We start from the raw sequence: 25,522 nt of genomic DNA on the forward strand, positions 1-25,522 counted from the left end.
TCAGATGCTTTTATCGTTTTCTGTGTCTCTTGTTGTATAAAATACAAGTAACTTATTACCCTATAAAAAAAGGAGGTAATCACTTGGAATTTATCTTATTTATTTTAATCCCTGACTTTATGATTGGCTTTGTTGTAGCTCTACTAGTTATCAAAAATAATCATCAAGAGAATATTTGGCAACTCATCAATCGTGGCCAGCCTGTCTCAAGCACAGTACACAAGAACATTGTTCTTACTGTATTAGTACTAACATTAATAGGTGTCTTTTCAGCACTCTTTTACTATATAACTCTACAGAGACTAAAAGAACGCAATCAGTAGTTGATTCTCCACTCAAAAAAATAAAAGGCGCAAGCTCCCGATTAGCCCCGACAAGCAAATGTTCCTACATCAAGAAAAGGGTGCTCTTTCCCTTTTCTTGATGTAGGGTTATTTACCTCGAGGAGCTGGGTGCTGAAGCCGAATTCAAATGCACTAGCCCAAGTTATCAACAAATGATAAATTTTATTTCCTAAAAAAAATAAAAGGCCCTGAGCATTTACAAGCTCAGTAGCCTTTCTAAAGGAAGTAACGTGTACTCCCGAATTATTTCTTGAAAATTCCTTTTACAACGAACGCAACGTTTGCTGGTCGTTCTGCTAATCTTCTCATAAAGTAGCCATACCAGTCATTTCCGTATGGTACGTACACTCTCATCTTATACCCTTCCTTAGCTAGCTCTAGCTGACGCTCTGGGCGTATGCCGTATAGCATCTGGAATTCAAATTGGTCGTTTGGAATGTTTAACTCTTTCACAACCTTTTTGGTATATTCGATGATTGCATCATCATGAGAAGCAACTGCCGTATAGTTTCCATTTTCAAGGTGCATTTTGATGATTTTCTTTAGATTCTCATCGACATCCTCTTTATTTGGAAACGCTACCTCAGGAGATTCTTTGTAAGCCCCTTTTACTAAACGAAGGTTAGGCTTATATTGGTTTAAGTCTGCAATATCATCTGCAACGCGGTATAGATATGATTGTAAAACGGTTCCAATATTGTCGTACTCAGATCTTAGCTGTTTAAAAATATCAAGCGTTTTAGCGCAACGTGAGTAGTCTTCCATGTCGATGGTAACAAATACCCCTTGTTCCTTTGCAGCCTCAAGAATTCGACGCATATTACGTAAAACCACATCATCGGAAATATCTAATCCCATTGATGTCATCTTAAGTGATAGCTGAGAATCAAGCTTCTCCCGACCAATTGCTTTAATCGCATCAATTGAATTATCAGCCATTTCATTGGCTTCCTCTTCATGATCCACAAACTCTCCTAAATAATCAATCGTGACTGCTAGACCCTTATTATTCAAGTCTTTAATTACCTTTACTGCCAAATCAATTGTTTCACCAGCGACAAATCTTCCAGCACCGAAATGAAGTCCATACTTCTTCGCAAGCTTCGTTAACGGTTTGTTTTTCGACAAAAACAAGAAAAAGTTACGCATAAGCTGTTCCATCTATACCCCTCCTGAAACCATACATAGTTTACGTAACAATATATCCTATGTTAAAAGAGGCTATATGTTTTTAAACCAACATCATTTTATCATCTTTTTCGCCAATTGGATATGAAAAAATTATGTTATTTGTCGGATATTAGGCTTGTTTGTCAAATGGTGTAACAAGCCTTACAACTTAGCAAACATGCATCAAAAAGCACTCTGTAGAAATCTACAGAGCGCTTTTGTTTATAATTGTACTTCTTCCTTATTTTCCTGTTCTTTTACATACCGATTTCTAGGATGTTCTGCACATTCCTGACTACATGAACGGACGTGCTCATGCTCACAGTCCTCACATAATAATAAATGTTTATTACAATCCGGATTTCCACACTTTACATAGCGTTCTTCCGGTTGATCACAGTAATAGCATTTTCCAACAACATTTGCTTCTTCAGTTCGATTAACTGGAACTGAAATCCGCTCGTCAAATACGTATAGTTTTCCGTCCCAATGTTTCCCTTTTACTTCCTCATCGTATCCATAAGTGACAATGCCACCATTTAGCTGAGAAACATCTTCAAATCCTTCCTTTAAGAGAAAGCCAGAGAATTTCTCACAGCGAATTCCTCCCGTACAGTAAGTAAGAATTTTCTTATCTTTTCGGTCAGCTAAATTCTCTCTGACCCATTGTGGTAAATCTCTAAAGGTTTCAACATCAGGTCTGATCGCATTTTTAAAATGACCCAGATCATACTCATACGTATTTCTGGCATCGAGAATAATAACATCTTCCTCTTGCATGGCCTCATAAAACTCCTTGGGAGACAAATGCTTTCCTGTTAACTGGTTAGGGTCAACATCATCCTCAAGATGTAGATTAACAATTTCGGGTTTCACCTTTACCTTTAGCTTTTTAAAGGCATGCTCATCCGACGGTTCAACCTTAAAGATTAAATCTGAGAATCTTGGATCCTCTCTCATTTCCTTCATATATTGTTGTGTCTGTTCTACCGTACCTGATACCGTTCCATTAATTCCCTCATGAGCTACATATATTCTTCCCATAACACCAATACGTTCACAGAAAGCACGATGCTCCTCCATAAAGACAGCTGGTTCTTCAATATGAACATACTTATAATATAACAATACTTGATACTTCATTTTTCCATCACCTGTAATCATAAAAATTTATTATTAGCATAACTAAAATTGATTATAAAATGTAATCCAGTAAAAGACAAAAGAAGTGTATGGAACATACACTTCTACCTTTTACTTTTTTCTCGATGTGCCTCGTTCATTTCTTTAATTTCTGCAATGAGCTCTTTTAGGCCTTCCTTAGCATCTGGATAGGTTTCATTCCAATGCTTGGCCAACGGTGGCATCGATTTTGCAATATGAGTATACATCACATATGCCTGAACCTTCTTCTTCAATTCATCATTTGCTTCTCCTAAAAGAAGCTCTGTGTACTTTTCAACTAAACCATCTAGTTGATCAACCAATTTTTCGTTCAACTACCTCATCTCCTCTTTAATCTTTACATTACACGTTTGAGGACATGTGGAGCAACCATCTTCAGAATCTGGCAATCGATTGTAAAAACAACAAGTTTTCCGGACTCTTAACATACTGTCTTTATGACTAATATATTTCTTCTCGGTGTAAAACTTACGAATTGGATTTTTTGAATAACTGCCGAACACTGTCCCCTCTGCTTCTAGAAGGGCTTGAAAATCTTCTTTTAAATTGGGATGATTTGGCTCTTTTTCCATCATGCTTTCATAGATCCAAAAAATATAGACAGCCGCATTTTCCCACAGATTATGCCGAGAAACCTTAGCATTAACAGAAAGAACTTCTATAACGGGAGACAAATGATCCCTAAATATACTTTTAAAGGAAGCTGTTCTCCAACTGTCACGATGATCTTCTACAGTGGTCACATCAAGATTGCCTAATTGTAACTTAGGTAACCATGTCCCGTTATCCTCATATGACTGAAAAACAGAAGAGGTAAGGCTAAAGTCCAAACGTTTATCAAACATGCTCATGGAATATAAAAACGGAACCATGATATTGTAGCCATACCTTTTCATGAATTGAGATGCAGCCACATAAGGTTCGTCTATTTGATACATTTCCTGTAATTCGATTAGAAATTCACCAACAAATTTCTCATCTAAAAGCTTACTGCATGGAAAAGAGAAACCTTCTGGTACGTCTTTAACAGTTAGACGATAATTTCTTAACAATTCTAGCTCATTAGATTGTAATTGCTTGCTTACCATGCACTTCTCCTATCTGAGGCAATATACATCTTCCTCTACCATGCGGAATGCATAAAGGAGTTCCAAAAATAGGATCTTGAGTCACTTGGCAATGAACATCAAAAACATCTCTAACTAAATCACAATTAATAACGTCCTCTGGCTTCCCCTGAGCATATACTGCCTGATTTTTAATAGCTACTACCTGATGGGCATAACGACATGCTAAGTTTAAATCGTGAAGAACCATCACAATTGTACGCTGTTCTTTTTCATTTAAATCAAATAAAAGATCTAGTATTTCAATTTGATGAGTCATATCTAGGTACGTAGTTGGCTCATCTAAAAGAATAATATCCGTATCTTGAGCAAGTGTCATAGCAATCCAGGCACGCTGTCGTTGACCACCTGATAAAGAGTCAACAGGACGATCAGCAAATTCAGTCATTCCTGTAGATTGCAAAGCCTCGTTTACGGCTTCCTCATCTTCTTTTGACCATTGCTTTAGCCAGCTTTGATGAGGGTATCGCCCTTGTTTTACGAGCTGTTGAACCGTTAAGCCCTCAGGTGCATTGGGACCTTGTGGAAGAATCGCTAATTGTTTAGCTATGTCTTTCGTTGCAAGCTTTGCAATGCTATTTCCCTCTAATAAAATGGAGCCCTCCTGTGGCTTCAGTAATCGTGCTAAGGAACGAAGGAGTGTAGATTTCCCGCAACCGTTTCCACCAATAAATACAGTAATTTCTCCTTTGGGAATTTGAAGATTCAAATCCTTAATGATGATGCTATCGCCATATGAAAGTGTTAAAGAGTCGGTACGAATGGCACTCATTTAGGTTCACTCCTTTTTATTTTAAGATTCCTAACACGGTTCAAAAAAGAACTGTTCCTCTTACAGCATCTATTTGTATATACTAGAAATGTATAGATTATATTCGGTACACTTTTTTAATGACATTATTATGTATAGTTTATTTTAGTTTCAATATGCTGTCAATGATGTTGAAAATCATTTTCAATAAGAAATGGTAATAAAATGTAAAATTTCACTAAGCCTAGAGGAGATTTACCTATGCTAACTTTCCACCGTAAAAAACTAATTGTTCTCATTGTAGTGATCTTTCTTTTTTTAACTGGCTGTAAAGAGCAGGCAGAAGCCCCAAAGACTAGTGAACCGAAACCGGAGCAGTTGATTCCTTTTCAACATGCTATTGGTATTTCAAACATTCCGAGTTCTCCGAAACGTGTTGTCATTTTAACCAATGAAGGAACAGAGGCTTTCCTTAAGCTAGGTGTTAAACCAGTAGGAGCAGTCAATTCATGGGTGGGAGATCCATGGTATGAGCATATCTCTAGAGAAATGGTTGGAGTTCAACCAGTAGGCTTTGAACAGGATCCAGACATTGAGTTAATTCGCACTTTAAAGCCCGACCTCATTATCGGAAATAAAATGAGGCATGAGCAAATATATGAAGCATTATCTGATATCGCTCCAACCGTTTACTCAGAAACACTTCATAGTGACTGGAGTATTAATTTTACATTCTATTCAGAGGTTCTTAATAAAAAGGAAGAGGGCCAAACAGTACTTGCAGATTGGAAAGTTAGACTTGAGGGCATTTCCAACCTATCAGATCCGTTAAAAGAGATATCGATAGTACGATTTATGAAGGATCACGCTCGAATTTATCAAAAAGATTCCTTTGCTGGTTACATTTTTGAAGAACTCGGCATATCTCGCCCAGAAAATCAGAAGGATACTGAAGTTGCTCACATACCATTAAGCAAAGAACAAATCTCAGAAATGGATGGTGACCTTCTATTCTACACCACCTATGAGACGCAAAGTGAAGAAGAAGAGAATAATGAGGAAGAATGGATCAATCATCCTGCGTTTATCAATCTAGAGGTAGTAAAGGCTGGCAAAGCATACAAAGTGAACGATAGTGTTTGGCACCGTGCAGGTGGAGTACTTGCTGCTGAGAAGCTGGTTGAGGATTTAGAGAAGGTTTTAACACAATAAACTTAATGAGTAAAAATCCAGGGTCTCCCCTGGATTTTTTTAAAAACTAAAACACACTCTTCATTGGTTTTGTATTTCGAATCAGATATATTACTAACGCGACAATAACTGCCACAGTCAAATAAGAGATCCATGGTAAGTACGTTTGAATGCCTAAACTTAATAACCTGGCTCCTCCAAAGTTCCCAAGTCCCTCACCTAAACCAAAAATAAAATTAGCTAACCCAAAATAGGTTCCAATTAACTGTGCGGTCCCTAACTGTGTAATCGTTATATCAATCGTTGGCATTAAGATCATTTCGCCAATGATAAAGATTACTCCACTTACAATTAGTAAGCTAAAATGATTGGCAAAATACAACGAGCTAATCCCAAATCCTATAAAAGCAGTACCTAATGCCAGGGCATTCATCGGATTTATTTTCCTAATAATCCTGTTTGTAATCGTCGTTTGAAAGATCACAACGAGAATACTATTGAATGTCCACACAAGTGAAACAGCAGTTGGGTTATCCATAAATGATTCAGCTCGAAGTGGCAAAGCAAGTGCAAATTGAGCAAAAAGGCCCCAGACGAAAATACTCATAATCGAATATATAACAAATGCCTTGTTTTTAAAAATTTCTAGATAAGATTGAAAGGTTATGTCTTCACATTCTCCTTCCCCACAATTAGCAGGTACAAATAGCCAGCTGATGATTCCAAGAACAAAGAACAAACCAGCTGATATATAGAAAATGATGATGGACTCTTCTCCTATCAAAAAGTATGTTAGCAACCCGGCACTTGCAATACCAAGGTTAGCCGCTATACCTCTTAATGAGAAAACAGTAGTACGATGATCTCCTTCTGATGCAAGGGCGGCAATAGCTGCTTTTGTTGAAGGTGAATTTAATCCACCACCTAGTCCATTGATCATTGCTACCATAAGTAACAATGGATACGTCCCTGCAATCGCAAAGCCAATCAGCCCCACACCCTTCACAAATGCTCCAATCACAATAATCATTCTTCTACCTATTTTATCAGCCAATAATCCACCTATGACACTTCCTCCCTGATAAGAAAAGGAGCTCACTGCTAACACCGTACCAATCTGAACAATCGTCAATCCTTTAAGGACCTTAAGTACAATTGGCAACAGTGGTAACACAATATAATAAGCTAAATGAGATAATAGCACACCGAGAAGTAGGATTTTTAAAGCAGTAGGTAACGTATTGAAATTTGATTTAAACAAAGATATCACCCCTTTTAACTAGCTTGACTCGGAATGATGTGTTTCATGCTCTTTCATAAGAAGTTACAATTTTGCGCATAATGGAAAGAGATTGCCTAAAAAAGAAGGAGGAAATATTTATGAAAAGTAGAGTGGTGGCAGGAGTTCTCGGTATTTTATTGGGCAACTTCGGTATACACAAGTTTTACCTTGGCAAAATCGGAATGGGAATCCTTTACTTAGCGTTCTTCTGGACTGGAATACCTGGTATTATTGGACTTATTGAGGGAATTCTTTATCTAGTTAAGACAGAGGAAGAATTTCAAGCTAAATATGGTCGATGAAAAAAAGCTGTCAGTAGATGATCTGACAGCCCAAAACTATTGCATACTGTATTCTCTAGTTGATTCATTATGGTCAATGAACTGATATTTACCTTCTATAAATACTTGATGCCAAAGCATGAACATCAGTACCGTCCAGATTTTGCGACTATGATCGTGCTTTCCAAGTGCATGTTCATCAAGAAGCTCGTAAATAAACGGTTTATAGAATAAATGGTCGGTCTCACTTTCACCAATAATTTGGATTGCCCAATCATATAATTCATTTTTCAACCATACTCTGATTGGTACTGGAAACCCTAATTTCTTTCTGTTAACTACATGTGATGGAACAAGGTCCTCGAACGCCTTTCTCAAGACCCATTTTGTTGTACCCTCATTAATCTTAAAATGTGAAGGAATGGATTCTGCCACCTTAAGAACCTCACGATCTAGAAACGGAACACGTAATTCTAGAGAATTTGCCATTGACATCTTATCAGCCTTCAATAAAATATCTCCACGAAGCCATGTATGGATATCAATGTATTGCATTTTTGTAACCGGATCATAAGCTCTTGCTTGGTCATAATAAGGAGAAGTAATGTTCTTATAATGAAGGTTAGGCTGATAATTGCGTAAAAGCTTCATCTTCTCCTGCTCATTAAACATTTTTGCATTTCCTATATACCTTTCCTCTATCGGAGTACATCCCCGCTCAATGAGACTCTTCCCTCGCATACCGTATGGTAACGATTCTGCTCCCTTTAGAAGAAGCATTTTGAGATTCTCAGGAATATATTGAAAAGGCATTAACGAATGAGGTTCGCGGTAAATATTATAACCCCCAAATAATTCATCTGCTCCTTCACCTGATAAGACCACCTTTACATAGTTACGAGCCTCTTTTGCTAGGAAGTAAAGTGGAATAGTGGCCGGATCTGCAAGAGGATCATCAAGATGCCATACAATTTTAGGTAGTTCTCTTTTAAAATCTTCTACATTAATATAAATAGAATGATTGATGATCCCTAGCTTTCTCGCAGTTTCTTTAGCAACCTCAAGTTCACTATAACCCTCGTTTTCAAAACCGATGGAGAAGGTCCGGAGGTTAGGTGAAAACTCCTTTGCAACAGCCGCGATAATCGTAGAATCGATTCCACCTGATAAAAATGAGCCGACTGGAACATCACTGGTTAAATGTTTTTCGACTGAGTCGAAAATCGTTTCTCTTACTTTCTTAAATAAAATCTCCTCATTGTTTGAGAATGGCTGAAAAGACACCTTATGATATTGAAAAGTCTCCATCTTGCTCCCAAGCTTTTTTATAAAATAATGACCCGGCTCCATTCTTTTGATAGTCTGAATCATCGTAGTAGGCTCCGGAACATATTGGTACGTCAAATAGTGTTGTATAGATTGCAGATTAAGATGTCTACCATCCTCTTCATCAAGCAGACTTTTCTTTTCAGACGCAAATAGTAGGCAATCTTCATTTTCTTTATAATACAGTGGCTTAATACCGAATTGGTCTCTTGCACCAAAGAGCGTCTTTTCAACTTGATCCCATATGACAAAGGAAAACATTCCTCTCAGTTCATGTACAACATCTTTTCCAATTTTGCTAAATAAAGCAACAATTACTTCCGTATCTGAATGGGTTTCAAACTGATAACCACTAAAAACTAGCTTTTCTCTTAGCTCCATGTAATTATAAATCTCGCCATTGAAGACAATCCAGTACCTCTCGTTGTCATAGCTTAATGGCTGGGTACCGCTCTCTAAATCAATGATACTTAGTCTTCTAAACAGCAAATCTACATGTGCATCCTGATAATGTCCCTCTTGATCTGGTCCACGATGCTTGATTGCTGCACTCATTTTTTTCACATCATGATGACGATCTTCAAAACGATTTACATCATATATACACGCAATAAATCCACACATTAATATCCATCCCTTCAACTATCTGGAAGTTTAACGATGGAATAATAGCTTTTGTTACAAATTTTTCAAGGATTTTAATTTGGTTTATTCAATAACCTCTTCATAGGAAAAACTTGTTATCGACAATCACTTTTTTTACATAAGGGGGAATTTATAAGCTATTTACAAGTTTTTTATACCTAGTACCATAAGAACTTGGTTAAAATCAACTGTCATATTAGCTAATTGCGTGAGATTAAGAACTATTGTATGCAGTAGTGGGGATAATTGCGTGAACTTGAGATTAATTGCGTAAGTTTCTACTATATTTGTTTTAATTGTCAGGATTATTGCGTAACTGCCTCCAAATCGTTCATCCTTCAAAAAAAACGTATCCCAAATTCGGGATACGTTCTCATTTATTCTCTATTGTCCTAATCCTTCTTTACTTAATGTTTCAGTAAGAGCTTCTATCGCTGCTTCAGCATCGCTGCCTTCAGCAGTAATTTTAATTTCACTGCCACTTGGGATCCCTAAAGACATAACACCCATAATGGACTTTAAATTTACGGAACGACCTTTATACTCAAGGTTAATTTCGCTATCAAATCTTCCAGCAGCTTGAACTAAAACTGTAGCAGGACGTGCATGAAGACCTGAATCGCTTGTGATTGTAAAAACCTTTTCTACCATTAAACATTCTCCTTTAGTTACTAAGATTGTTGAATGACTATTGCTGTACTTCCTTCTTCCATAATCCTACCATTAATGCAGTTATAACTGCACCAATTAAAATAGCTAGTAGGTACATGAATGGGTTACCGTTTACGACTGGAATAACGAAAAGCCCTCCGTGTGGAGCTGGTAAACCAATACCAAACAGCATTGTTAGTGCACCTGCTACGGCAGAGCCTACAACGATCGAAGGAATAACTCGACCTGGATCGGCCGCTGCAAAAGGAATCGCTCCTTCTGTAATAAAGGATGCACCCATAATATAGTTTGTTTTTCCTGCTTCACGCTCTGCCTTCGTAAACTTTTTCTTGAAGAAAGTTGTAGCTAAAGCCAAGCCTAATGGAGGTACCATCCCACCAGCCATGATTGCTGCATGTGGAGCAAGATTACCTGCATCGATCATAGCAATTCCAAAAGTAAAGGCTGCTTTGTTGATGGGACCACCCATATCTACTGCCATCATACCACCAAGAAGTAAACCAAGTAAAATTGTAGCGTTACCTAAGCCCTCAAGCCATGCTGTTAACCCTGCATTTAATGCCACTACAGGTTCAATGACGACATACATCATCAGTAATCCCGTAATTAAAATACCAAGCAGTGGGAATAGAAGGACTGGCTTAATTCCCTCAAGTGATTGCGGAAGACCTGATAACATTTTCTTTAAGAATAAAACAATATAACCAGCTAAAAATCCTGCAATAAGTCCTCCTAAAAATCCTGCTCCACCAGTTGCTGCCATGAAGCCTCCAACCATACCAGGCGCAAATCCAGGACGATCCGCTATGCTCATTGCGATAAAACCAGCTAAAACCGGAATCATTAATCCAAATGCATTTCCACCACCGATTGTCATTAAAGCTTCGGCAATAGGGTGGTAAGAAGGATGCTCCGGATCAAATGCTTCAATTCCAAATAGGAATGAGATCGCAATTAAAATCCCACCACCAACAACAAACGGAAGCATGTTAGATACACCATTCATGAGATGCTTATAAAAGCCAGTTCGCTCGGAACGTCCACCAGCAGAACGTTCGTCACCTTCCCCAGTACCATGGAAAATAGGGGCTGATCCACTTACTGCGCGATCAATTAATTCCTTTGGCTGTCTAATTGCCTGGGCCACTGGCACTTCAATCACTGGCTTCCCTTTAAACGGAGCCATATCAACCTTCGTATCTGCCGCTACAATAATCGCAGCTGCTTTTTCAATTTCCTCTGGAGTTAATTTATTCTTCACTCCACTAGAACCATTTGTTTGAACTTTGATATCAATCCCTAGTTCTTTCGCTTTAGCTTTAAGCGAATCTGCTGCCATGTAAGTATGTGCGATACCCGTTGGACACGCAGTGACAGCTAACACTAACTTGGAGTTAGTTGAAATTGGTTGCTCATCAACCGTCTCAGCCTGTTCTTTGTCATCAATCGCCTGAATGACTTCGTCTTTTGTTTTGGCTGATTCAATTCTTTGCCTAAATGCTGGGTCCATCAAATATGAGGATAATCTTGATAAAGTCTCAAGATGCTCGTTATTCGCTCCCTCACTAGCTGCAATCATGAAGAATAGATGACTCGGCTGACCATCAAGTGCCTGATAGTCAACTCCCTCAGTAGAACGTCCAAAAGCAATTGCAGGCACCTTAACTGCATTTGTCTTAGCATGTGGAATGGCAATACCTTCACCAATTCCAGTAGTGCTTTGGGCTTCTCTAGCTAAAATTGCTTCTGTAAATTTCCTGCGGTCATCTAATCTTCCTGCTGATGAGAGTACATCAACTAACTCTTCAATAACTGCTTGTTTAGATTTTGCTTTTAAATCTAAAATAATCGTATCTCTTTTTAACAGCTCAGTAATTCTCATGCTCTTTCCTCCTTATAATGTTTTTATTTTTACTTGCGATAGTATATTTCTTACATCTTCTTCCGTACAAAGATCTGTTGAGAAGGCAGTAGCTGTTCCAGAGGCTACTCCATGCTGAAAGGCTTCTGCGATCGTTCCCCCTTGAACAAGGGAGGCTAAGAAACCAGCAACTGTTGAATCACCTGCTCCAACTGAGTTTTTAACAGTTCCCTTTGGAACCGATGCCACTAAAGTCACCTCATCATTGACTAAAACTGCTCCCTCACCACCCATTGAAATAATGATATTTTGAGGACCGTTAGCTAATAATTGCCTTCCAAAAGTAATCGCTTCTTCCTTTGAGGATATTTCCTTACCAACCAGCTCAGATAATTCATGCTGATTAGGCTTGATTACTAATGGTCGATACTGTAACACCTCTTTAAGGGGAGGCCCTGATACATCAACAATAAATGGGATTCCTTTTTCCTGGCACAACGAAGCAAGTGACTTATAATAATCTAGCGAGATGGAGGGTGGATAGCTTCCAGCTAACACAAAGTAATCACTACTTGTTAACCCTTCGACTAACTTATAAAGTTCTTCCTTTTGAGACCCATTAATAAAGGAACCGCTTCCATTTATTTCCGTCTCCTGAGCTTCTTTTAACTTTATATTGATTCGTGTTGGTTCATCATGCTCTATAAATTGATGCGAGATTCCTTCACGCTCAAGAAAATCCTTTATAAAACCACCGGTAAAACCTCCGATAAAACCTAATGCCTGATTATCAACCCCTAGCCTTCTTAAGACCCGTGACACATTTATTCCCTTTCCACCTGGATAAAAGAATGTTTTGTTCGTCCTGTTAAGCGAGCCTAAGGATAGGTTTTCCACCTCTACTAAATAATCAATCGAAGGGTTTAGGGTACAAGTGTAAATCATAGTGATACAACCTCAATTCTCGTTTTTTCTTTATACTCTGCAAGAATCTCACTTTCTATCACATTTGTTATAATACATGCCTCATTTATGTCAGCAACCTTTGCAAATGTAACTTCATGAAATTTCGTATGATCGGCTAAGACGTAAGCCTCCTGACCTAATTGAAGAGCTTTGCTTTTTATTAAAGCTTCCTCAGGATCTGGTGTTGTATAGCCGAATTGTGGATGAATTCCATTTACACCTATAAAAGTTTTATCAAACCGAAACTGTTTAAGAGCCTGAAAGGCACCTGAACCTATAAGAGCTCTTGTCTTTTGTTTAATATGTCCGCCGATCAGAAACGTATCGATATTTTGCTCAAGCAAAGCTTCTAAATGGGTGAGTCCGTTCGTCACAACCTTTATATCCTTTGCTTGGATAAAACGAATCATTTGAAAGACAGTAGTGCCTGCATCAAGATAGATACAGTCTCCATTTCGGATTAAACCAGCAGCAAATTTTCCGATTTCTTCTTTTTCACTAAGGTTCTTGGTTGACTTCTCTGTAATGCTCAGCTCTTCACCTTTTTGGTGGAGAAGGGCTGCCCCTCCGTGAACACGCTTTAATTTATGATTAAGCTCAAGCTGACTCAAATCACGACGAATGGTGGATTCAGATGATTGTGTTGCTTCAACAAGTTCATGCAGCTTAACGACTTCTCTTTCTGCGATCATTTCTAAAATGATTCGATATCTTTCAGCAGTCAGCAATTGTCTCCCACCTCCTGTAACATTCTAATGTTTATATAATAGCGTAAGCCCTTTCATTTTTCAATCAATAACTATCAAAAACAGTCAAAATAATTCGTGAATCAACCAAAACCAACCAGTGGTTAATTGGACATAAACAGAAATAGGCTGTCCAATTTAAATTGGACAGCCTAACTATAATCAATCTTTATGATGGTGGTGGTGATGTTTGTCCCAATTTGGAACATAGTTATTTTCCTCAAGCTCCTTCAAACGACTTTCCATTTTCTCTAAAATTTTCGACCCTTTTTCCTCGGTAAGTACACCAAATTCTATGTATTTTTTAATAATTTCCTTCTTACTTTCCAACATTTCCTCATACAGTTCCTTAAGCTCTTCCTTTTGCTCATCTGTTAATTCAACCTTTGGCTGGTCCTTAGTCACTGTTTGGGTTTCTGCTAATACAGGATTAATCGAAAAACTAAACACCATACAAAGGATTGATAAAGCAGTTAAAGCACCTTTCATAGCCTACCTCCTTAAATTAAATACAAATATAGTATTTAATAGTAAACAGATTACTATTCAAAAAAGGTCTAGTGATAAAAATGAGCAAACCATTTTTGCACAACTGGCTTTTTGTATAGATTTGAAATCATATTTAAAAAGTAGTCCGGAATCCCTTTTGGAGAATAGATGCGTTTATAAAATCTAAAATAGGCTAACTTTATATCGTCCCATTGACTACAGTTCTTTATTTGCCTAAATCTAGCAACATCGATTAGTTTAATCTCACCAGTTTTAGTAATCATAATATTCTTTAGATGGATATCTGAAGGATTTAAACCAGATTCACGAGCAGCCGCCAAAGCGTGATCAGCCTCCTGGATATGCTCCGGACTAATTCTAATACCGCTTCGTAAGCAATCAAATAATGTGATTCCTTCAATATAATCAATAACTATATAATTATGACCAGATCCATATATGGTAGGAAAATAAGAAATGGTTTGTAGTTGCTGATAGATTTCGGCCTCTTCAATTGCCGTTTGTTCCTGATTAGGAAAAAACACCTTTAACGCATAATCGGATGATTGAATCCGAAACACGACGGCACTTCTCCCTTCACCAATAAAGTCCAAGCTTGGATCATACTTGATTAGCTTTGTCATACCCTTTACTTGAGTAAACATGACACTAGCAGCAAGCTCATCAAAAGATTTCATCGTTTTCCTCCAGCATTGTGTCAACTCATTCTCTTTCATTATATGATAAAGCAAAAGAAAAAGGCACTAGATCTAACGATTGCTAGAAAAGTTACCTCGTCACAAACCATTGTATTCTTTTTTACCTCTAACTAAGCATGCTGCTAATAGTAACTTTTCAATAAAAAAGAAGAATACATCAATTCTTCCCTTTTAAGTATTATTTTCTACTATTAAATTCTGCTTTTATCTTTTCCAATACTTCTGGCTTAGTCATAATATCCAGCCCTGTTAGTGCCATTGTCTTTGCTCCTAAAATCATACCTTCTTTACCCATGTCACTCATTGCTGCTTGTTGAAACTCCGGTGTATGACATGCTGCTCGCTCAGTAGTGATCTGAATGTATGGGTGAATAGACGGTACAGCATAGCTTACATTCCCCATATCAAGTGAGCCGGAATCACTGTTAGTAACAACAATATCCGATTCATTCACACCTAGAAAAACGAGGTTTTCTGTAAATACGTCAGACAACTGCTCATTTGTGATCATATCATCATAAGAAAATTCATAGTTTGAAATTTCTACTCTGGCCCCTGTTGCAAGAGCAGCCGCTTGAGCACAGGCCTTTACCTTTTCAGCCACTTCATTTACATAGCTGCGACTTGATGCTCGAACATAAAACTGTGCTACCGCATAATCAGGAACAACATTGGCAGCCTTCCCACCCTCAGGTATAATTCCATGAATTCTTACATCTGATTTTACGTGCTGTCGCAATGCGTTAATGCTATTAAAGGTTTGAATCACTGCATCTAATGCATTAATTCCTTCATAAGGTGCAGCAGCCGCATGAGCAGAGCGTCCAAAGAACTCAAACTGAATTGCATCCATGGCTAATGACGATCCACTTTTTTGATAATGATCTAATGGATGAACCATCATTGCTACATCAAGATGATTGAACACACCCTCTTCTGCCATTGTTACCTTTCCACCACGTGTTTCTTCTGCAGGAGTTCCATATACATATACCTTTCCGCCACTTTCAGCTAAAACAGAGCTCAATCCAATGCCAGCTGCTACCGCCATTGTGCCAATTAAGTTATGTCCACAAGCATGTCCAAGCCCTGGTAGTGCATCATATTCAGCCATAAACCCAACAGATGGTCCTGGTTTCCCACTATCAAACACTGCTGTGAAAGCTGTTGGTAAATCACAGGTGCCAACAGAAACAGAAAAACCGTGCTTTTCTAACTTCTCAGATAGTATTTTGCATGCCTTCACTTCTTCATGACCTAATTCAGGGTTATTTCCTATGTACTCACTAATTTCATAAAAATCTTTTTGTAACTCATCAATGGTTGTTAGTACTCTTTCTCTCATGTCAATTTCCCCCTATATACAATGTTCTCTTCCCTTACTCTAAAAGATATACCATTTGTTCGTCCTTGTCTTCCTAAACATTAACTCTGTCTTGTTACTAAACTTAAAGGTAAGTTACTATCTCATATTTCGAAAGTGATCAATAAATTCAGCAGGTGTACTCTCCGTATAGTAAGGAAACACTCCTTGACTCGTATGCAAATATAAACACCCATATTCTTCTGACATCTCTCGATATGAAACATCAAAAACGTTCTTAAGTGGAAAAGTGTTAGCAGATGTTACAATTTTATCTTCATGTAACTCCATATATTCAATTCTCTTAATTTGCTTTTGTTCAAGTCTAATGATTTTACGGTCAATTTTAATATAAGGTTGTGAATATATAATTTTAACATCAACTCCTTAACTTCTCTTTTTATCAATATAACCTATCTCCATAAAATTATCGAAACTTAATCATTGACGTATGGTTTTTTCTGTTTTATAATTTATCTCAGATTCATATATCTTTAATTAGAGATATATTAACTAAAAATAATAATTAAAAAGGCGAGGGATTATTTATGACTAAAACAAAATGGGCAGTAGATACGGCACACAGCGGAATTGATTTTTCGGTAAGACATATGGTTATTTCTTCAGTAAAGGGTTCTTTCAACAGCTATAGCGCTTCTATTGAAGCGGATCCAAAGGATTTAACGACTGCTTCAATCGATTTTTCAGTAGACCTTGCGAGTGTTGACACTCGTAACGAAGACCGTGACAACCACTTACGCTCTGCAGACTTCTTTGATGTTGAACAATTCCCAACGATGACTTTTAAATCGACTTCAGTTGAGAAGACAGATGAAGATGAGTACAATGTTACAGGTGATTTAACTTTACACGGTGTAACTCGTCAAGAAACGTTTAAAGTGGTGTATGAAGGTTCAGGTTTAGATCCATGGGGTAACGAAAAAGTTGGTTTCAGTGCAACTGGAAAATTAAATCGTGGCGATTATGGTTTAGTATATAACGCAGCACTTGAAACTGGTGGAGTATTAATTGGAGATCAAATTAAAGTATCACTTGAAATTCAAGCTTCAAAAGAAGCATAAAGAACAAAAGGCGCAAGTGCCTCGTTTAGCCCCGACAAGCAAATGTTCCTTGAAGAGAAAAAGGGTGATCTTTCCCTTTTACTCTTCAAGGGTTATTTGACCTCGAGGGGCTGGGCGCTGGAGCTGGATTACTACAAAAAATCGTTTTAAGACAACACTAAAATCATATACTTTCTTAACTTTAAATAAAAACTCTTCAAGGGAATCCCTTGAAGAGTTTTTTATTATTAAAATTTATTCCATTCGTGTAATTCTAACCTTCTTACACCTTCAACAATGTATGGATCCTTCTCAGCTAGTTCTTTAGCTTCTTCTAATGAATCCGCAATATAAATAACCATTCCACCCGAACCATCAACGAATGGTCCTCTAGCAAATATTTTTCCAGCTTCATCTAAACTTGCTAAAAAGTCTAAATGTTGGTCACGGAATTGTGCATTTAACTCAGGTTTTTCCATATGTAAAATTGCTGCGAAATAAGACAAATATGTCAACTCCTTTTAGCTATATTTTAATGGAGAGCTCACCTAGGGACAATCTTTTATTTAAATAAATGTTGTTTTTTGGGGGCCGTATTCGTTTCATTGCGCTCCACTATCCTGCATTTCAAAAACTACAATTTTTACTGAAATAAAAAAACAGACTCTGTTACAGAGTCTGTTTTCGTGTATGGGTGTATTATGCTTTACGAACGTTAGTCGCTTGCGGGCCACGTTGACCGTTTTCGATTTCAAACTCAACTTCTTGCCCTTCATCTAACGACTTATACCCTTCACCTTGAATTGCTGAGAAGTGAACAAATACATCTTCCCCACCGTCTCTCTCGATAAATCCAAAACCTTTTTCACTGTTAAACCATTTTACTTTACCGCGTTCCATTTTGTTGCCTCCTAAGTTTATGTAAAAATTACATAATATAATGTTGCAGTCTTATTATGTCCCAGAAATTCTTTTTTAAACGAAAAAATTTATAATCACAAAATTTTATCTGGATTATAAGGGTTTTATTAGGTTAATAATTCCTACTCCTTTACCTAATTATAATTTAGGGAAGGGCATCACCATTGCATTTTTCCAACTTAGGTGATGACGACTTAGATGATATTCTTCGTGACATGACAACTTCCATGAAAGATGAAATTAAACAAATTGAAGAATGAGAAATAGCCAGCTACCAGCTGGCTATTTCTTAGTTCTTTATTCATCTTTGACTCTTAATAATCGTAAACCATTCAATGTTACGAGTAAGGTTGCACCCATATCAGCAAAGATCGCTATCCATAGTGTTAACCAACCTGGAATGACTAATAAAAGTGCTATTAGTTTTATTCCAAGTGAGAAAGTAATGTTTTGTTTAATGATGGTTAAAGCTTTCCGGCTTAATTTAATTGTAAATGGAAGCTTACGAAGATCATCTCCCATTAGAGCAATATCTGCCGTCTCTAATGCGGTATCAGTCCCTGCCCCCCCCATTGCAATTCCAATACTTGAGGCAGCTAATGCAGGTGCGTCGTTGACACCATCACCTACCATGGCTACTTTTTTATATTCTTTTCTTAGCTCTTTAATATAATCTAGCTTATCCTGAGGCATTAGCTCCGCTTTAATGTCAGTAACGCCTACCTGTTCACCAATTGCCTTGGCAGTTCCTTGGTTGTCACCCGTTAACATAACCGTTTTTTCAATTCCTATTGCGTGAAGCTTTTCAATAACAGCCTTACTAGTTTCTCTTACCTCATCTGCAATTGCGATTATTGATATAACCTGCTCTTTTGTTGCCGCAACAATTACTGTTTTACCCGATAGTTGTAGGTCTTTAATACTTCGCTTCTTATGATCATCAAGCTCAGTAATAGAACCAATATAATCTGGATTACCAACATAATACTCTACTCCGTTTACCTTTCCCAGTAGACCCTTTCCAGTAACAGATGAAAAATCCTCCACCTGAAGATTCTGATAATCCACCTTCTCTTCCTCAGCTTTTTTCATAATAGCTGCTGCTAATGGATGCTGAGATAGATTCTCTAATGATGCTATAATTTTTAGTGATTCTTTCGTATTTTGATCTGTTAGGTTAATAAAATCAGTTACCTTTGGCTTTCCCTTTGTTAAGGTTCCTGTTTTATCAAAAGCAATAGCCTTAATTGCACCAGTCTCTTCTAGGTGAATACCACCCTTGATTAATACTCCGTTTTTAGCAGCACTGCCTATAGCCGTTACAATCGAGACAGGTGTGGAAATAACTAAAGCGCATGGACAGCCAACTACTAATGCTGCTAGACCTTGATACACCCATGTATTCCAATCTCCACCAAAGAAAAGTGGTGGAACAATGGCGATTCCAGCTGCGATTAAGATAATAAACGGTGTATAATACTTAGCGAAAACATCTACAAAGGCTTGTGATGGGGCACGCTCTGCCTGCGCCTCTTCAACAAGGTGGATGATTTTTGCTATGGTTGTATCTTCCACTTTTTTCGTTACAAGAATCTCAAGTATTCCCTCTTCGTTTAACGTACCTGCAAACACTTCATCTTCCACTTCTTTTGTTACAGGGACTGATTCGCCTGTAATGGTCGCCTGATTAACGGCTGAGGTTCCTTTTAATACAATTCCATCCATAGCAATTTTTTGACCAGGTTTAACGATGAGTACGTCATTGATTAAAATTTCATCTACTGAAATCTTCATTTCCTGATTTCCTCTTCGAATCAAGGCTTCTTTTGGAGCAATATCCATCAATGAACGTATCGATTGACGAGCTTTATCCATCGAATAGGATTCTAACGCTTCACTGATTGCAAATAAAATGACCACCATTGCGCCTTCACCCCATTCACCAATAAAGGCAGCGCCAATAATCGCAATCGTCATTAATGTTCTCATATCAAACTGAATGCGAACTAAATTTTTTAACCCATTCGCAAAGAGACGATGACCTCCGATGATAATCGAGGCTACATAGGCGAGAATTGAAGTCAGACTCTCTTCTCCATATAAATAACCAGATAGCCAGCCCATAAATAAGAATACTGCTGACAAAATCACATTGGCGTGCTTCTTATAAAATGGTTCATGAACCTCATTAAATCTTTCATTTTCAGGAATCACCTTTAAATTTTCAAAGGCGCCTGCTTTCTCTAAGTTCTCAATGGTCGTCTCACCAAAGACGGTAAGCTTAGAGGCACCAAAATTAACATTTGCATTTACAACACCATCCAGGTGCTGAACGTTCTTTTCGAACTTTGTAGCGCAGCCTGCTCAGGTAAAGCCCTGGACGCGGTAAACTGTTTTACTAGCACCTTGATTTACACTATCAGTCACGTAAAGCCACCTCCTTTTGATGAGTGAAGGCAATTTTAACTAACTGTCTTACATGATCATCATCTAAAGAATAAAAGACAAGTTTTCCTTCTTTTCTATACTTTGCTAATCCCATATTTCTTAAAAGACGCAAATGATGGGAAGCGGTAGCAGTAGTACTTCCAATAATATTGGCTACATCACAAACGCAAAGTTCCTCTTCTAAGCAAAGAGCATATGCTACTTTAATCCTAGTATCATCTGCTAACGCTTTATATATTTTGGCTACACCATTAGTATTTTGGTGAGTTAACTCCTGCTTTACTCGGTTAACTTTATCGCTGTCATAACAGGTAATCTCACAAATATCTTCCTTTGCCATTACATCATCTCCTCTAACAATCAAACAATCGTTTGAATATTAGTATATGCAGTAGTAAGGAGAATTGTCAAAATATTTCACTTGCATTTCCCCCTAAAATTGATTGTGTAATAAGCTTCATACCACACCAATAACTGATAACAATCCTGGAGGCATGGATACAAAAAGAACTGTAGACATCCTATCTACAGTTTTTTGTATTCGAATTTATTGATTTTATCATATACCTCTTTTTCTTTTTACCAAAAAATAAATCAAAACCAAAATAAGTGCCACCAATGTAAAGTAAACCTTTTCTTCCCCTTGCCATTTCATATATTGACTTACCGCCATAGCCTCTATTAAGACAGCAGGAATTTTCCCAATCAGAGTTGCGATTCCGAATGTAGTTACCGATACCTTACTAAAAGAAGCTCCAATATTTACTAAACCTGACGGTACGAAGGGTAGTAACCGTAATGAAACAATAAGAAGAAACGCTTCCACTCCAGTAGTAGTTAAAAGTTTTTTATATATGGGGTGAGTGATTTCTTTTTCTCTTGTGAGAAATTCTATTCCCTTTCTATATAGAATCAAAGAAATCACACTACCCAATACCTCTCCAACAAGAGATAAAATTAATCCTTCCCAAAAGCCGAAAACATATATATTAGCAGCAGTAATAAAAACGCTTGGGATAAAGGCAAATAGACTAATTAGAACATTTACTAAAATACTAATGAGATAAGAAATCTCAGCATAATCGTTCATTAATTCCGTAATGAATTCTGTCATAAAAAACCACACTTTCTTAGACTAGCTCCTCCTATTATAATGGCTAGCATAGAAGTTAAACAAAGTAAAAAAGTGTCATAAAGGGTGTAACCCTTTATGACACTCCTATTTGATTATACTAAATGACTTCCTCTTTTAATGGATTACGTTTAACGAACTCAACAATATGCTGAGCTATTTCTTCTCCTTTTTCCTCCTGAAGGAAATGTCCCGCGTTTTCAATTGTAATTTCAGGTTCATTCTGTGAAGACGGAATCAGCTTTCTAAAGAATCGATCTCCACCTCTAGTAATTGGATCTTTATCTGAAAACATGACTAGTGTCGGCTTTTCCCATGTGGAATAGACCTCTCTCGCTGCTCTTAATTCTGCAGCACCGGGATCATCTTCTTTCATAGGAACTAATAATGGAAACATAGCAGCCCCCGCCTTATATGATACATCTGGAAATGGTGCTTCATATGCTGCAATCACTTCTGGCGTTATAGAATCAGGACTTGCCATACTTTTTTGAATCAGAGAACCAATCGGTAAATCCTCGGTTCGTTCAGCGTATGCTCTCCATGCTAAAAAACCTCGAGTCGGAGGAATATCTCCTGTTGGCAGCCCTGTATTCATAATTACTAACCTAGCGACTCTCTCTTCCATTTCTGCTGCAGTCCTAAGACCGATGAGTCCACCCCAATCTTGGACAACAAAGGTAATCTTCTCTAAGTTAAGCTGAACGATAAACTCCTTTAGTGTATCTACGTGCATCTGAAAACTGTAATCTGCCTTATCTGAATATTTATCCGATTTTCCAAAACCGATGAAATCTAATGCAATGACTCTGTGGTTTTCCGCTAACGTAGGAACCATTTTCCTATATAAATAAGACCAAGTTGGTTCTCCATGCAAACAAAGAAAAATCTCACCTTCTCCTTCATCAATGTAATGGACTCTTGCTCCATTGATGTTTATGTAATTAGGTTTGTAAGGGTAGTCCGTTATGTCTTTAAATTGCTCCTCAGGCGTTCTAATCATGTTCATGTCATTCACTCCTTTTTAATAGTGCTTATTTATCAAGTATTCTACAGCTTGTACTTTCATTCCTTTTATTTAAATATAGAAGTCTACCTTCTATAACAAGTATGTATAACCATGGTTAGTGTCAATAATGTTGATAATGTTAGTAAAGTAGGTGTCTAATTTGAATCATTATTTCATGATTGCTACGGAATTATTGATTGGCTTTTTCTTATTATTTACGATTACAAAGCTACTTGGAAAAACACAATTTGCTCAAATTACCCCGTTTGATTTTATCTCTGCACTCATACTCGGTGAATTACTGGGAAATGCCATCTATGACCATGAAGTGAAAATAGGAGAGATCTTCTTTACTACAATATTGTGGGGCTCACTGATATTTGTTGTTGAAAAAATCACGCAAAAATATCGAAGAACTAGAAAGATTTTAGAAGGGGATCCGAATATTGTTATAAACAAGGGACATATTCAATATGAGGCTCTTAAGAAGGGAAAGTTAGATTTAAATCAGATGATGAGCTTGATCAGACAGCAAGGCTATTTTTCTATTTCTGAGGTAGAATATGCTATTTTAGAAACGAATGGAATGGTTAGTGTCCTTCCCAAGGCAAAGTATGACACGCCCAAAATGAGTGACTTAAAATTACCTCTAAAGGATCCTCAATTACCAATTGCATTAGTCCTGGATGGTGAGGTGGTAGAAGAGAACTTAGTAGAACTTAATAAAGACCTGAAATGGCTAGAAAAGCAATTATCCAAACAAAGCTTTCATCGCGTAGTAGATGTACTCTATGCCGAATGGAAGGATCAAAATCAACCTCTATATGTTTTGGGATATAAGAAGAAATCTAGTTAGAATGAACAAAAAGTCCAAGTTCCCGTTACTTAAAGGGATTGGGCTTTTTTGAGCTATTTAGGCTTACTAAACAATGTGTAATATCGTTTATTTTTCAAAATATTTTTAGTCTTTTTTTTATTGAAAATGAAAACAGAACAAACGTTCCTTATAATTAAAACATGAGGGGGATGAGAAAGATGAAGGACATAGATGCAGCATACATTGCTGGAGTAATTGATGGCGAGGGTAGCATTACTTTAACTAGAATGCACAAAGATGAGTATAGGAGACCCTGCATCTCTATTGCCTCAACCGACGAAGAGTTACTAGAGTTTATACAATGTATTATTGGTGGGACTATAACTAATAAAAAGAATTACAAACCGGATATCCATAAAGATTCTTTTACTCTAACATTGAAGTCAAAAAAAGATGTTTTTCAAACTTTAAAATATATTACTCCATACTTAAGAATAACTAAGAAAAAACAACGTTCAATGTTGATTCTTGGCAGGTACGAAAAGGTCACTCCAAGGAATGGGAAGTATTCAAAAGAACTACTAGTAGAAAAAAAGACATTCGAAGGGGAGTTTTTCAACATATAAAAAAGACCAACACCTTATGTGCTGATCTTTGGATCCACCTATGTATGTATGGTGGAGACGGTGGGACGTGAATTTCCATACTTTCGTTATGGCACTGACTATATCTTGAACCTAATCACTTAGGTCCTCCGGCGTATTATGCAAGATATGATTTTTACTCAAATGAGTAAGATCTTGCATCCTAGTACTACCATGTAGGTAGCCTATAAGTCGATACACGGCTGTTGAATTGCTTCACATACCGCTCGGCATTGCCTTATCACTATTGTAAATGACTTAGGTTTCACCGATAAAGCCGGATTTTCACTTGCATGTTACCACACAAGGCGACTAATTACTAATCGAACCCACGTCCAGAAACATCGCCACTTAAGCTTCTACGAGTGTAGTCGACATATTAGCATTTCGCTAACCTCTTGGCCTATCGACAGGCTTTGAAGCAGCTAGTCTGGTTGTTCTCTTCCATTGTCCTCAGACGGCGAACTCCGGCGTAGCCCACTTAGAGTGAGTCCCTGATCCTACCACATGGGCGATGGAGGGAGGAACCGCTATAGTCTGTTATTAAGCAGCTAAAGCGAAGTTGTTGTTTGTTTTGCCAGTTATTGGCTTTGACGTTTTAACGAGGCCGATCCCCTCGACTCGCAACCCAAGCTCGAACTATCCCTGTCGAATCCGTAGCGTCCCCATTATAAGAGATGTGAGAAGGTTAATTCTCATTTCAAATGGTAGTACGGGAAAGTTAAGTTATAAGCTTATTGCTTATTCAATTGTCAGCGTCGTCTTTCCCGACGACAATTCTTATTATAACACATATGAAGTTGAATACAATTGGTAGTTCCTTCATCCATTGCTACATTTTTTGTCGATCTCGGAAGGCTCTCTCAATATCACGCTTTGCTTCCTTAGACTTTAAGTCCTCACGCTTATCATAATGCTTCTTCCCTTTTCCAAGACCAATCAGCACCTTAGCAAATCCATTTTTCAAATATACCTTAATCGGTACAAGCGTAACCCCTGCCTCTTTCGTTTCACCAATTAGCTTCGCAATCTGCTTTTTATGAAGTAGAAGCTTACGAGTTCTTAACGGATCATGATTAAAGCGATTTCCCTGCTCATATGGACTAACGTGTGCATTATAAAGGTAAACCTCACCCTTTTGAATCCTAGCAAACGAATCACGTAAATTAATCTTCCCAGCTCTGATTGCTTTTATTTCTGTTCCTTGAAGGACAATCCCAGCTTCATACGTGTCTTCAATGAAGTAATCATGGTTTGCTTTTTTATTTTGAGCAACAACCTTACCTTCTCCCTTTGGCAATGTGTGCACCCCCTCTTTTTGAATGGTAGTTAAAATTTTAACAAATTTTAACTCTATTCACAATCAATAACT

General features: G+C 37.5%; 28 protein-coding genes and 1 other RNA gene. 6 read left to right on the top strand and 23 right to left on the bottom strand.

What is annotated here, in order from left to right; translation table 11 throughout:
* The first annotated feature begins 83 nt into the window (after window positions 1-83).
* On the top strand, window positions 84-323 hold the full coding sequence (locus G4D63_RS10565; RefSeq protein WP_163179615.1) for a hypothetical protein: 240 nt from the start codon (window positions 84-86) through the stop codon (window positions 321-323).
* 264 nt (window positions 324-587) lie between these two features.
* Here G4D63_RS10565 and G4D63_RS10570 read toward each other — a convergent pair whose 3' ends face one another.
* The 5 genes from G4D63_RS10570 to G4D63_RS10590 all read right to left on the bottom strand — a co-directional run bounded on the left by G4D63_RS10570 (window position 588) and on the right by G4D63_RS10590 (window position 4,598).
* The gene (locus G4D63_RS10570) at window positions 588-1,505 is read right to left on the bottom strand and encodes a proline dehydrogenase family protein (RefSeq protein ID WP_163179616.1); all 918 of its coding nucleotides are present in this window, start codon (window positions 1,503-1,505) and stop codon (window positions 588-590) included.
* 231 nt (window positions 1,506-1,736) lie between these two features.
* Window positions 1,737-2,657 carry an oxygen-dependent tRNA uridine(34) hydroxylase TrhO gene (gene trhO / locus G4D63_RS10575; protein ID WP_163179617.1) on the bottom strand — a complete coding sequence of 307 codons (921 nt, stop codon included), beginning with the start codon at window positions 2,655-2,657 and terminating at the stop codon, window positions 1,737-1,739.
* Window positions 2,658-2,761: 104 nt separating this feature from the next.
* Window positions 2,762-3,013, bottom strand: coding sequence for a YusU family protein (locus G4D63_RS10580; RefSeq protein ID WP_163179618.1), 252 nt, complete (start codon window positions 3,011-3,013; stop codon window positions 2,762-2,764).
* The gene (gene fhuF, locus G4D63_RS10585; protein ID WP_163179619.1) at window positions 3,014-3,787 is read right to left on the bottom strand and encodes a siderophore-iron reductase FhuF; all 774 of its coding nucleotides are present in this window, start codon (window positions 3,785-3,787) and stop codon (window positions 3,014-3,016) included.
* Window positions 3,762-4,598, bottom strand: coding sequence for an ABC transporter ATP-binding protein (locus tag G4D63_RS10590; RefSeq protein WP_163179620.1), 837 nt, complete (start codon window positions 4,596-4,598; stop codon window positions 3,762-3,764). Before G4D63_RS10590 ends, fhuF begins: the two co-directional genes overlap by 26 nt.
* 240 nt (window positions 4,599-4,838) lie before the next feature.
* Here G4D63_RS10590 and G4D63_RS10595 point away from each other — a divergent pair, with 240 nt between their 5' ends.
* Window positions 4,839-5,789 carry an ABC transporter substrate-binding protein gene (locus G4D63_RS10595; protein ID WP_163179621.1) on the top strand — a complete coding sequence of 317 codons (951 nt, stop codon included), beginning with the start codon at window positions 4,839-4,841 and terminating at the stop codon, window positions 5,787-5,789.
* A 46-nt stretch (window positions 5,790-5,835) separates the two neighbouring features.
* On the opposite strand, the gene G4D63_RS10600 is transcribed toward G4D63_RS10595, so the two are convergent.
* A complete protein-coding gene (locus G4D63_RS10600; protein WP_163179622.1) occupies window positions 5,836-7,029 on the bottom strand; it encodes an MFS transporter in 1,194 nt (397 codons plus the stop codon).
* A 119-nt stretch (window positions 7,030-7,148) separates the two neighbouring features.
* Between G4D63_RS10600 and G4D63_RS10605 the strand changes: the two genes are divergently transcribed.
* Entirely contained in the window at window positions 7,149-7,352 is a 204-nt protein-coding gene (locus tag G4D63_RS10605) for a TM2 domain-containing protein (protein ID WP_163179623.1), read from the top strand.
* A gap of 36 nt (window positions 7,353-7,388) precedes the next feature.
* On the opposite strand, the gene asnB is transcribed toward G4D63_RS10605, so the two are convergent.
* The 9 genes from asnB to G4D63_RS10650 form a co-directional block, all read right to left on the bottom strand.
* Complete coding sequence (gene asnB, locus G4D63_RS10610; RefSeq protein ID WP_163179624.1) at window positions 7,389-9,281, bottom strand: asparagine synthase (glutamine-hydrolyzing); 1,893 nt, start codon at window positions 9,279-9,281, stop codon at window positions 7,389-7,391.
* A gap of 405 nt (window positions 9,282-9,686) precedes the next feature.
* The gene (locus G4D63_RS10615) at window positions 9,687-9,953 is read right to left on the bottom strand and encodes a phosphocarrier protein HPr (protein ID WP_163179625.1); all 267 of its coding nucleotides are present in this window, start codon (window positions 9,951-9,953) and stop codon (window positions 9,687-9,689) included.
* Between the two features lie 37 nt (window positions 9,954-9,990).
* Complete coding sequence (locus G4D63_RS10620) at window positions 9,991-11,856, bottom strand: PTS fructose transporter subunit IIABC (protein WP_163179626.1); 1,866 nt, start codon at window positions 11,854-11,856, stop codon at window positions 9,991-9,993.
* Between the two features lie 12 nt (window positions 11,857-11,868).
* Window positions 11,869-12,780, bottom strand: a complete 912-nt coding sequence (pfkB, locus tag G4D63_RS10625; protein WP_163179627.1) for a 1-phosphofructokinase — start codon at window positions 12,778-12,780, stop codon at window positions 11,869-11,871.
* A complete protein-coding gene (locus tag G4D63_RS10630) occupies window positions 12,777-13,529 on the bottom strand; it encodes a DeoR/GlpR family DNA-binding transcription regulator (protein ID WP_163179628.1) in 753 nt (250 codons plus the stop codon). The genes pfkB and G4D63_RS10630 overlap by 4 nt, the downstream gene beginning before the upstream one ends.
* 180 nt (window positions 13,530-13,709) lie before the next feature.
* Window positions 13,710-14,036 carry a DUF2680 domain-containing protein gene (locus tag G4D63_RS10635; RefSeq protein ID WP_239585940.1) on the bottom strand — a complete coding sequence of 109 codons (327 nt, stop codon included), beginning with the start codon at window positions 14,034-14,036 and terminating at the stop codon, window positions 13,710-13,712.
* A gap of 68 nt (window positions 14,037-14,104) precedes the next feature.
* Window positions 14,105-14,734, bottom strand: coding sequence for a protein kinase domain-containing protein (locus tag G4D63_RS10640; RefSeq protein WP_163179629.1), 630 nt, complete (start codon window positions 14,732-14,734; stop codon window positions 14,105-14,107).
* A gap of 199 nt (window positions 14,735-14,933) precedes the next feature.
* Window positions 14,934-16,100, bottom strand: a complete 1,167-nt coding sequence (locus G4D63_RS10645; RefSeq protein WP_163179630.1) for a M20 family metallopeptidase — start codon at window positions 16,098-16,100, stop codon at window positions 14,934-14,936.
* 117 nt (window positions 16,101-16,217) lie between these two features.
* Window positions 16,218-16,409: a hypothetical protein gene (locus G4D63_RS10650; protein WP_163179631.1), complete on the bottom strand. Its 192-nt coding sequence runs from the start codon at window positions 16,407-16,409 to the stop codon at window positions 16,218-16,220.
* A gap of 257 nt (window positions 16,410-16,666) precedes the next feature.
* On the opposite strand from G4D63_RS10650, the gene G4D63_RS10655 reads away from it, so the two are divergent.
* Window positions 16,667-17,200: a YceI family protein gene (locus G4D63_RS10655; RefSeq protein ID WP_163179632.1), complete on the top strand. Its 534-nt coding sequence runs from the start codon at window positions 16,667-16,669 to the stop codon at window positions 17,198-17,200.
* Window positions 17,201-17,427: 227 nt separating this feature from the next.
* Here the strand turns inward: G4D63_RS10655 and G4D63_RS10660 are convergent, their stop codons facing one another.
* The 6 genes from G4D63_RS10660 to G4D63_RS10685 form a co-directional block, all read right to left on the bottom strand.
* Entirely contained in the window at window positions 17,428-17,685 is a 258-nt protein-coding gene (locus tag G4D63_RS10660; RefSeq protein WP_163179633.1) for a YciI family protein, read from the bottom strand.
* A gap of 193 nt (window positions 17,686-17,878) precedes the next feature.
* Window positions 17,879-18,079, bottom strand: coding sequence for a cold-shock protein (locus G4D63_RS10665; protein WP_163179634.1), 201 nt, complete (start codon window positions 18,077-18,079; stop codon window positions 17,879-17,881).
* Between the two features lie 318 nt (window positions 18,080-18,397).
* Window positions 18,398-20,527, bottom strand: coding sequence for a heavy metal translocating P-type ATPase (locus G4D63_RS10670; RefSeq protein WP_163179635.1), 2,130 nt, complete (start codon window positions 20,525-20,527; stop codon window positions 18,398-18,400).
* On the bottom strand, window positions 20,520-20,888 hold the full coding sequence (locus tag G4D63_RS10675) for an ArsR/SmtB family transcription factor (protein WP_163179636.1): 369 nt from the start codon (window positions 20,886-20,888) through the stop codon (window positions 20,520-20,522). Before G4D63_RS10675 ends, G4D63_RS10670 begins: the two co-directional genes overlap by 8 nt.
* A gap of 219 nt (window positions 20,889-21,107) precedes the next feature.
* Window positions 21,108-21,662: a TVP38/TMEM64 family protein gene (locus tag G4D63_RS10680; protein ID WP_163179637.1), complete on the bottom strand. Its 555-nt coding sequence runs from the start codon at window positions 21,660-21,662 to the stop codon at window positions 21,108-21,110.
* Between the two features lie 118 nt (window positions 21,663-21,780).
* Complete coding sequence (locus G4D63_RS10685; protein WP_163179638.1) at window positions 21,781-22,689, bottom strand: haloalkane dehalogenase; 909 nt, start codon at window positions 22,687-22,689, stop codon at window positions 21,781-21,783.
* Between the two features lie 160 nt (window positions 22,690-22,849).
* Between G4D63_RS10685 and G4D63_RS10690 the strand changes: the two genes are divergently transcribed.
* The gene (locus G4D63_RS10690; RefSeq protein WP_239585941.1) at window positions 22,850-23,545 is read left to right on the top strand and encodes a DUF421 domain-containing protein; all 696 of its coding nucleotides are present in this window, start codon (window positions 22,850-22,852) and stop codon (window positions 23,543-23,545) included.
* Between the two features lie 179 nt (window positions 23,546-23,724).
* Window positions 23,725-24,132, top strand: a complete 408-nt coding sequence (locus G4D63_RS10695; protein WP_163179639.1) for an LAGLIDADG family homing endonuclease — start codon at window positions 23,725-23,727, stop codon at window positions 24,130-24,132.
* A 338-nt stretch (window positions 24,133-24,470) separates the two neighbouring features.
* On the opposite strand, the gene ssrA is transcribed toward G4D63_RS10695, so the two are convergent.
* Together ssrA and smpB are read right to left on the bottom strand one after the other, a co-directional pair.
* Window positions 24,471-24,809: a transfer-messenger RNA gene (ssrA, locus tag G4D63_RS10700) on the bottom strand.
* Window positions 24,810-24,982: 173 nt separating this feature from the next.
* Window positions 24,983-25,450 carry an SsrA-binding protein SmpB gene (gene smpB, locus G4D63_RS10705; protein WP_163179640.1) on the bottom strand — a complete coding sequence of 156 codons (468 nt, stop codon included), beginning with the start codon at window positions 25,448-25,450 and terminating at the stop codon, window positions 24,983-24,985.
* Window positions 25,451-25,522 lie beyond the last annotated feature (72 nt).

Origin of the sequence: Bacillus mesophilus (assembly GCF_011008845.1) — a bacterium.
In the GTDB taxonomy this organism is placed as follows: Bacteria; Bacillota; Bacilli; order Bacillales; family SA4; genus Bacillus_BS; species Bacillus_BS mesophilus.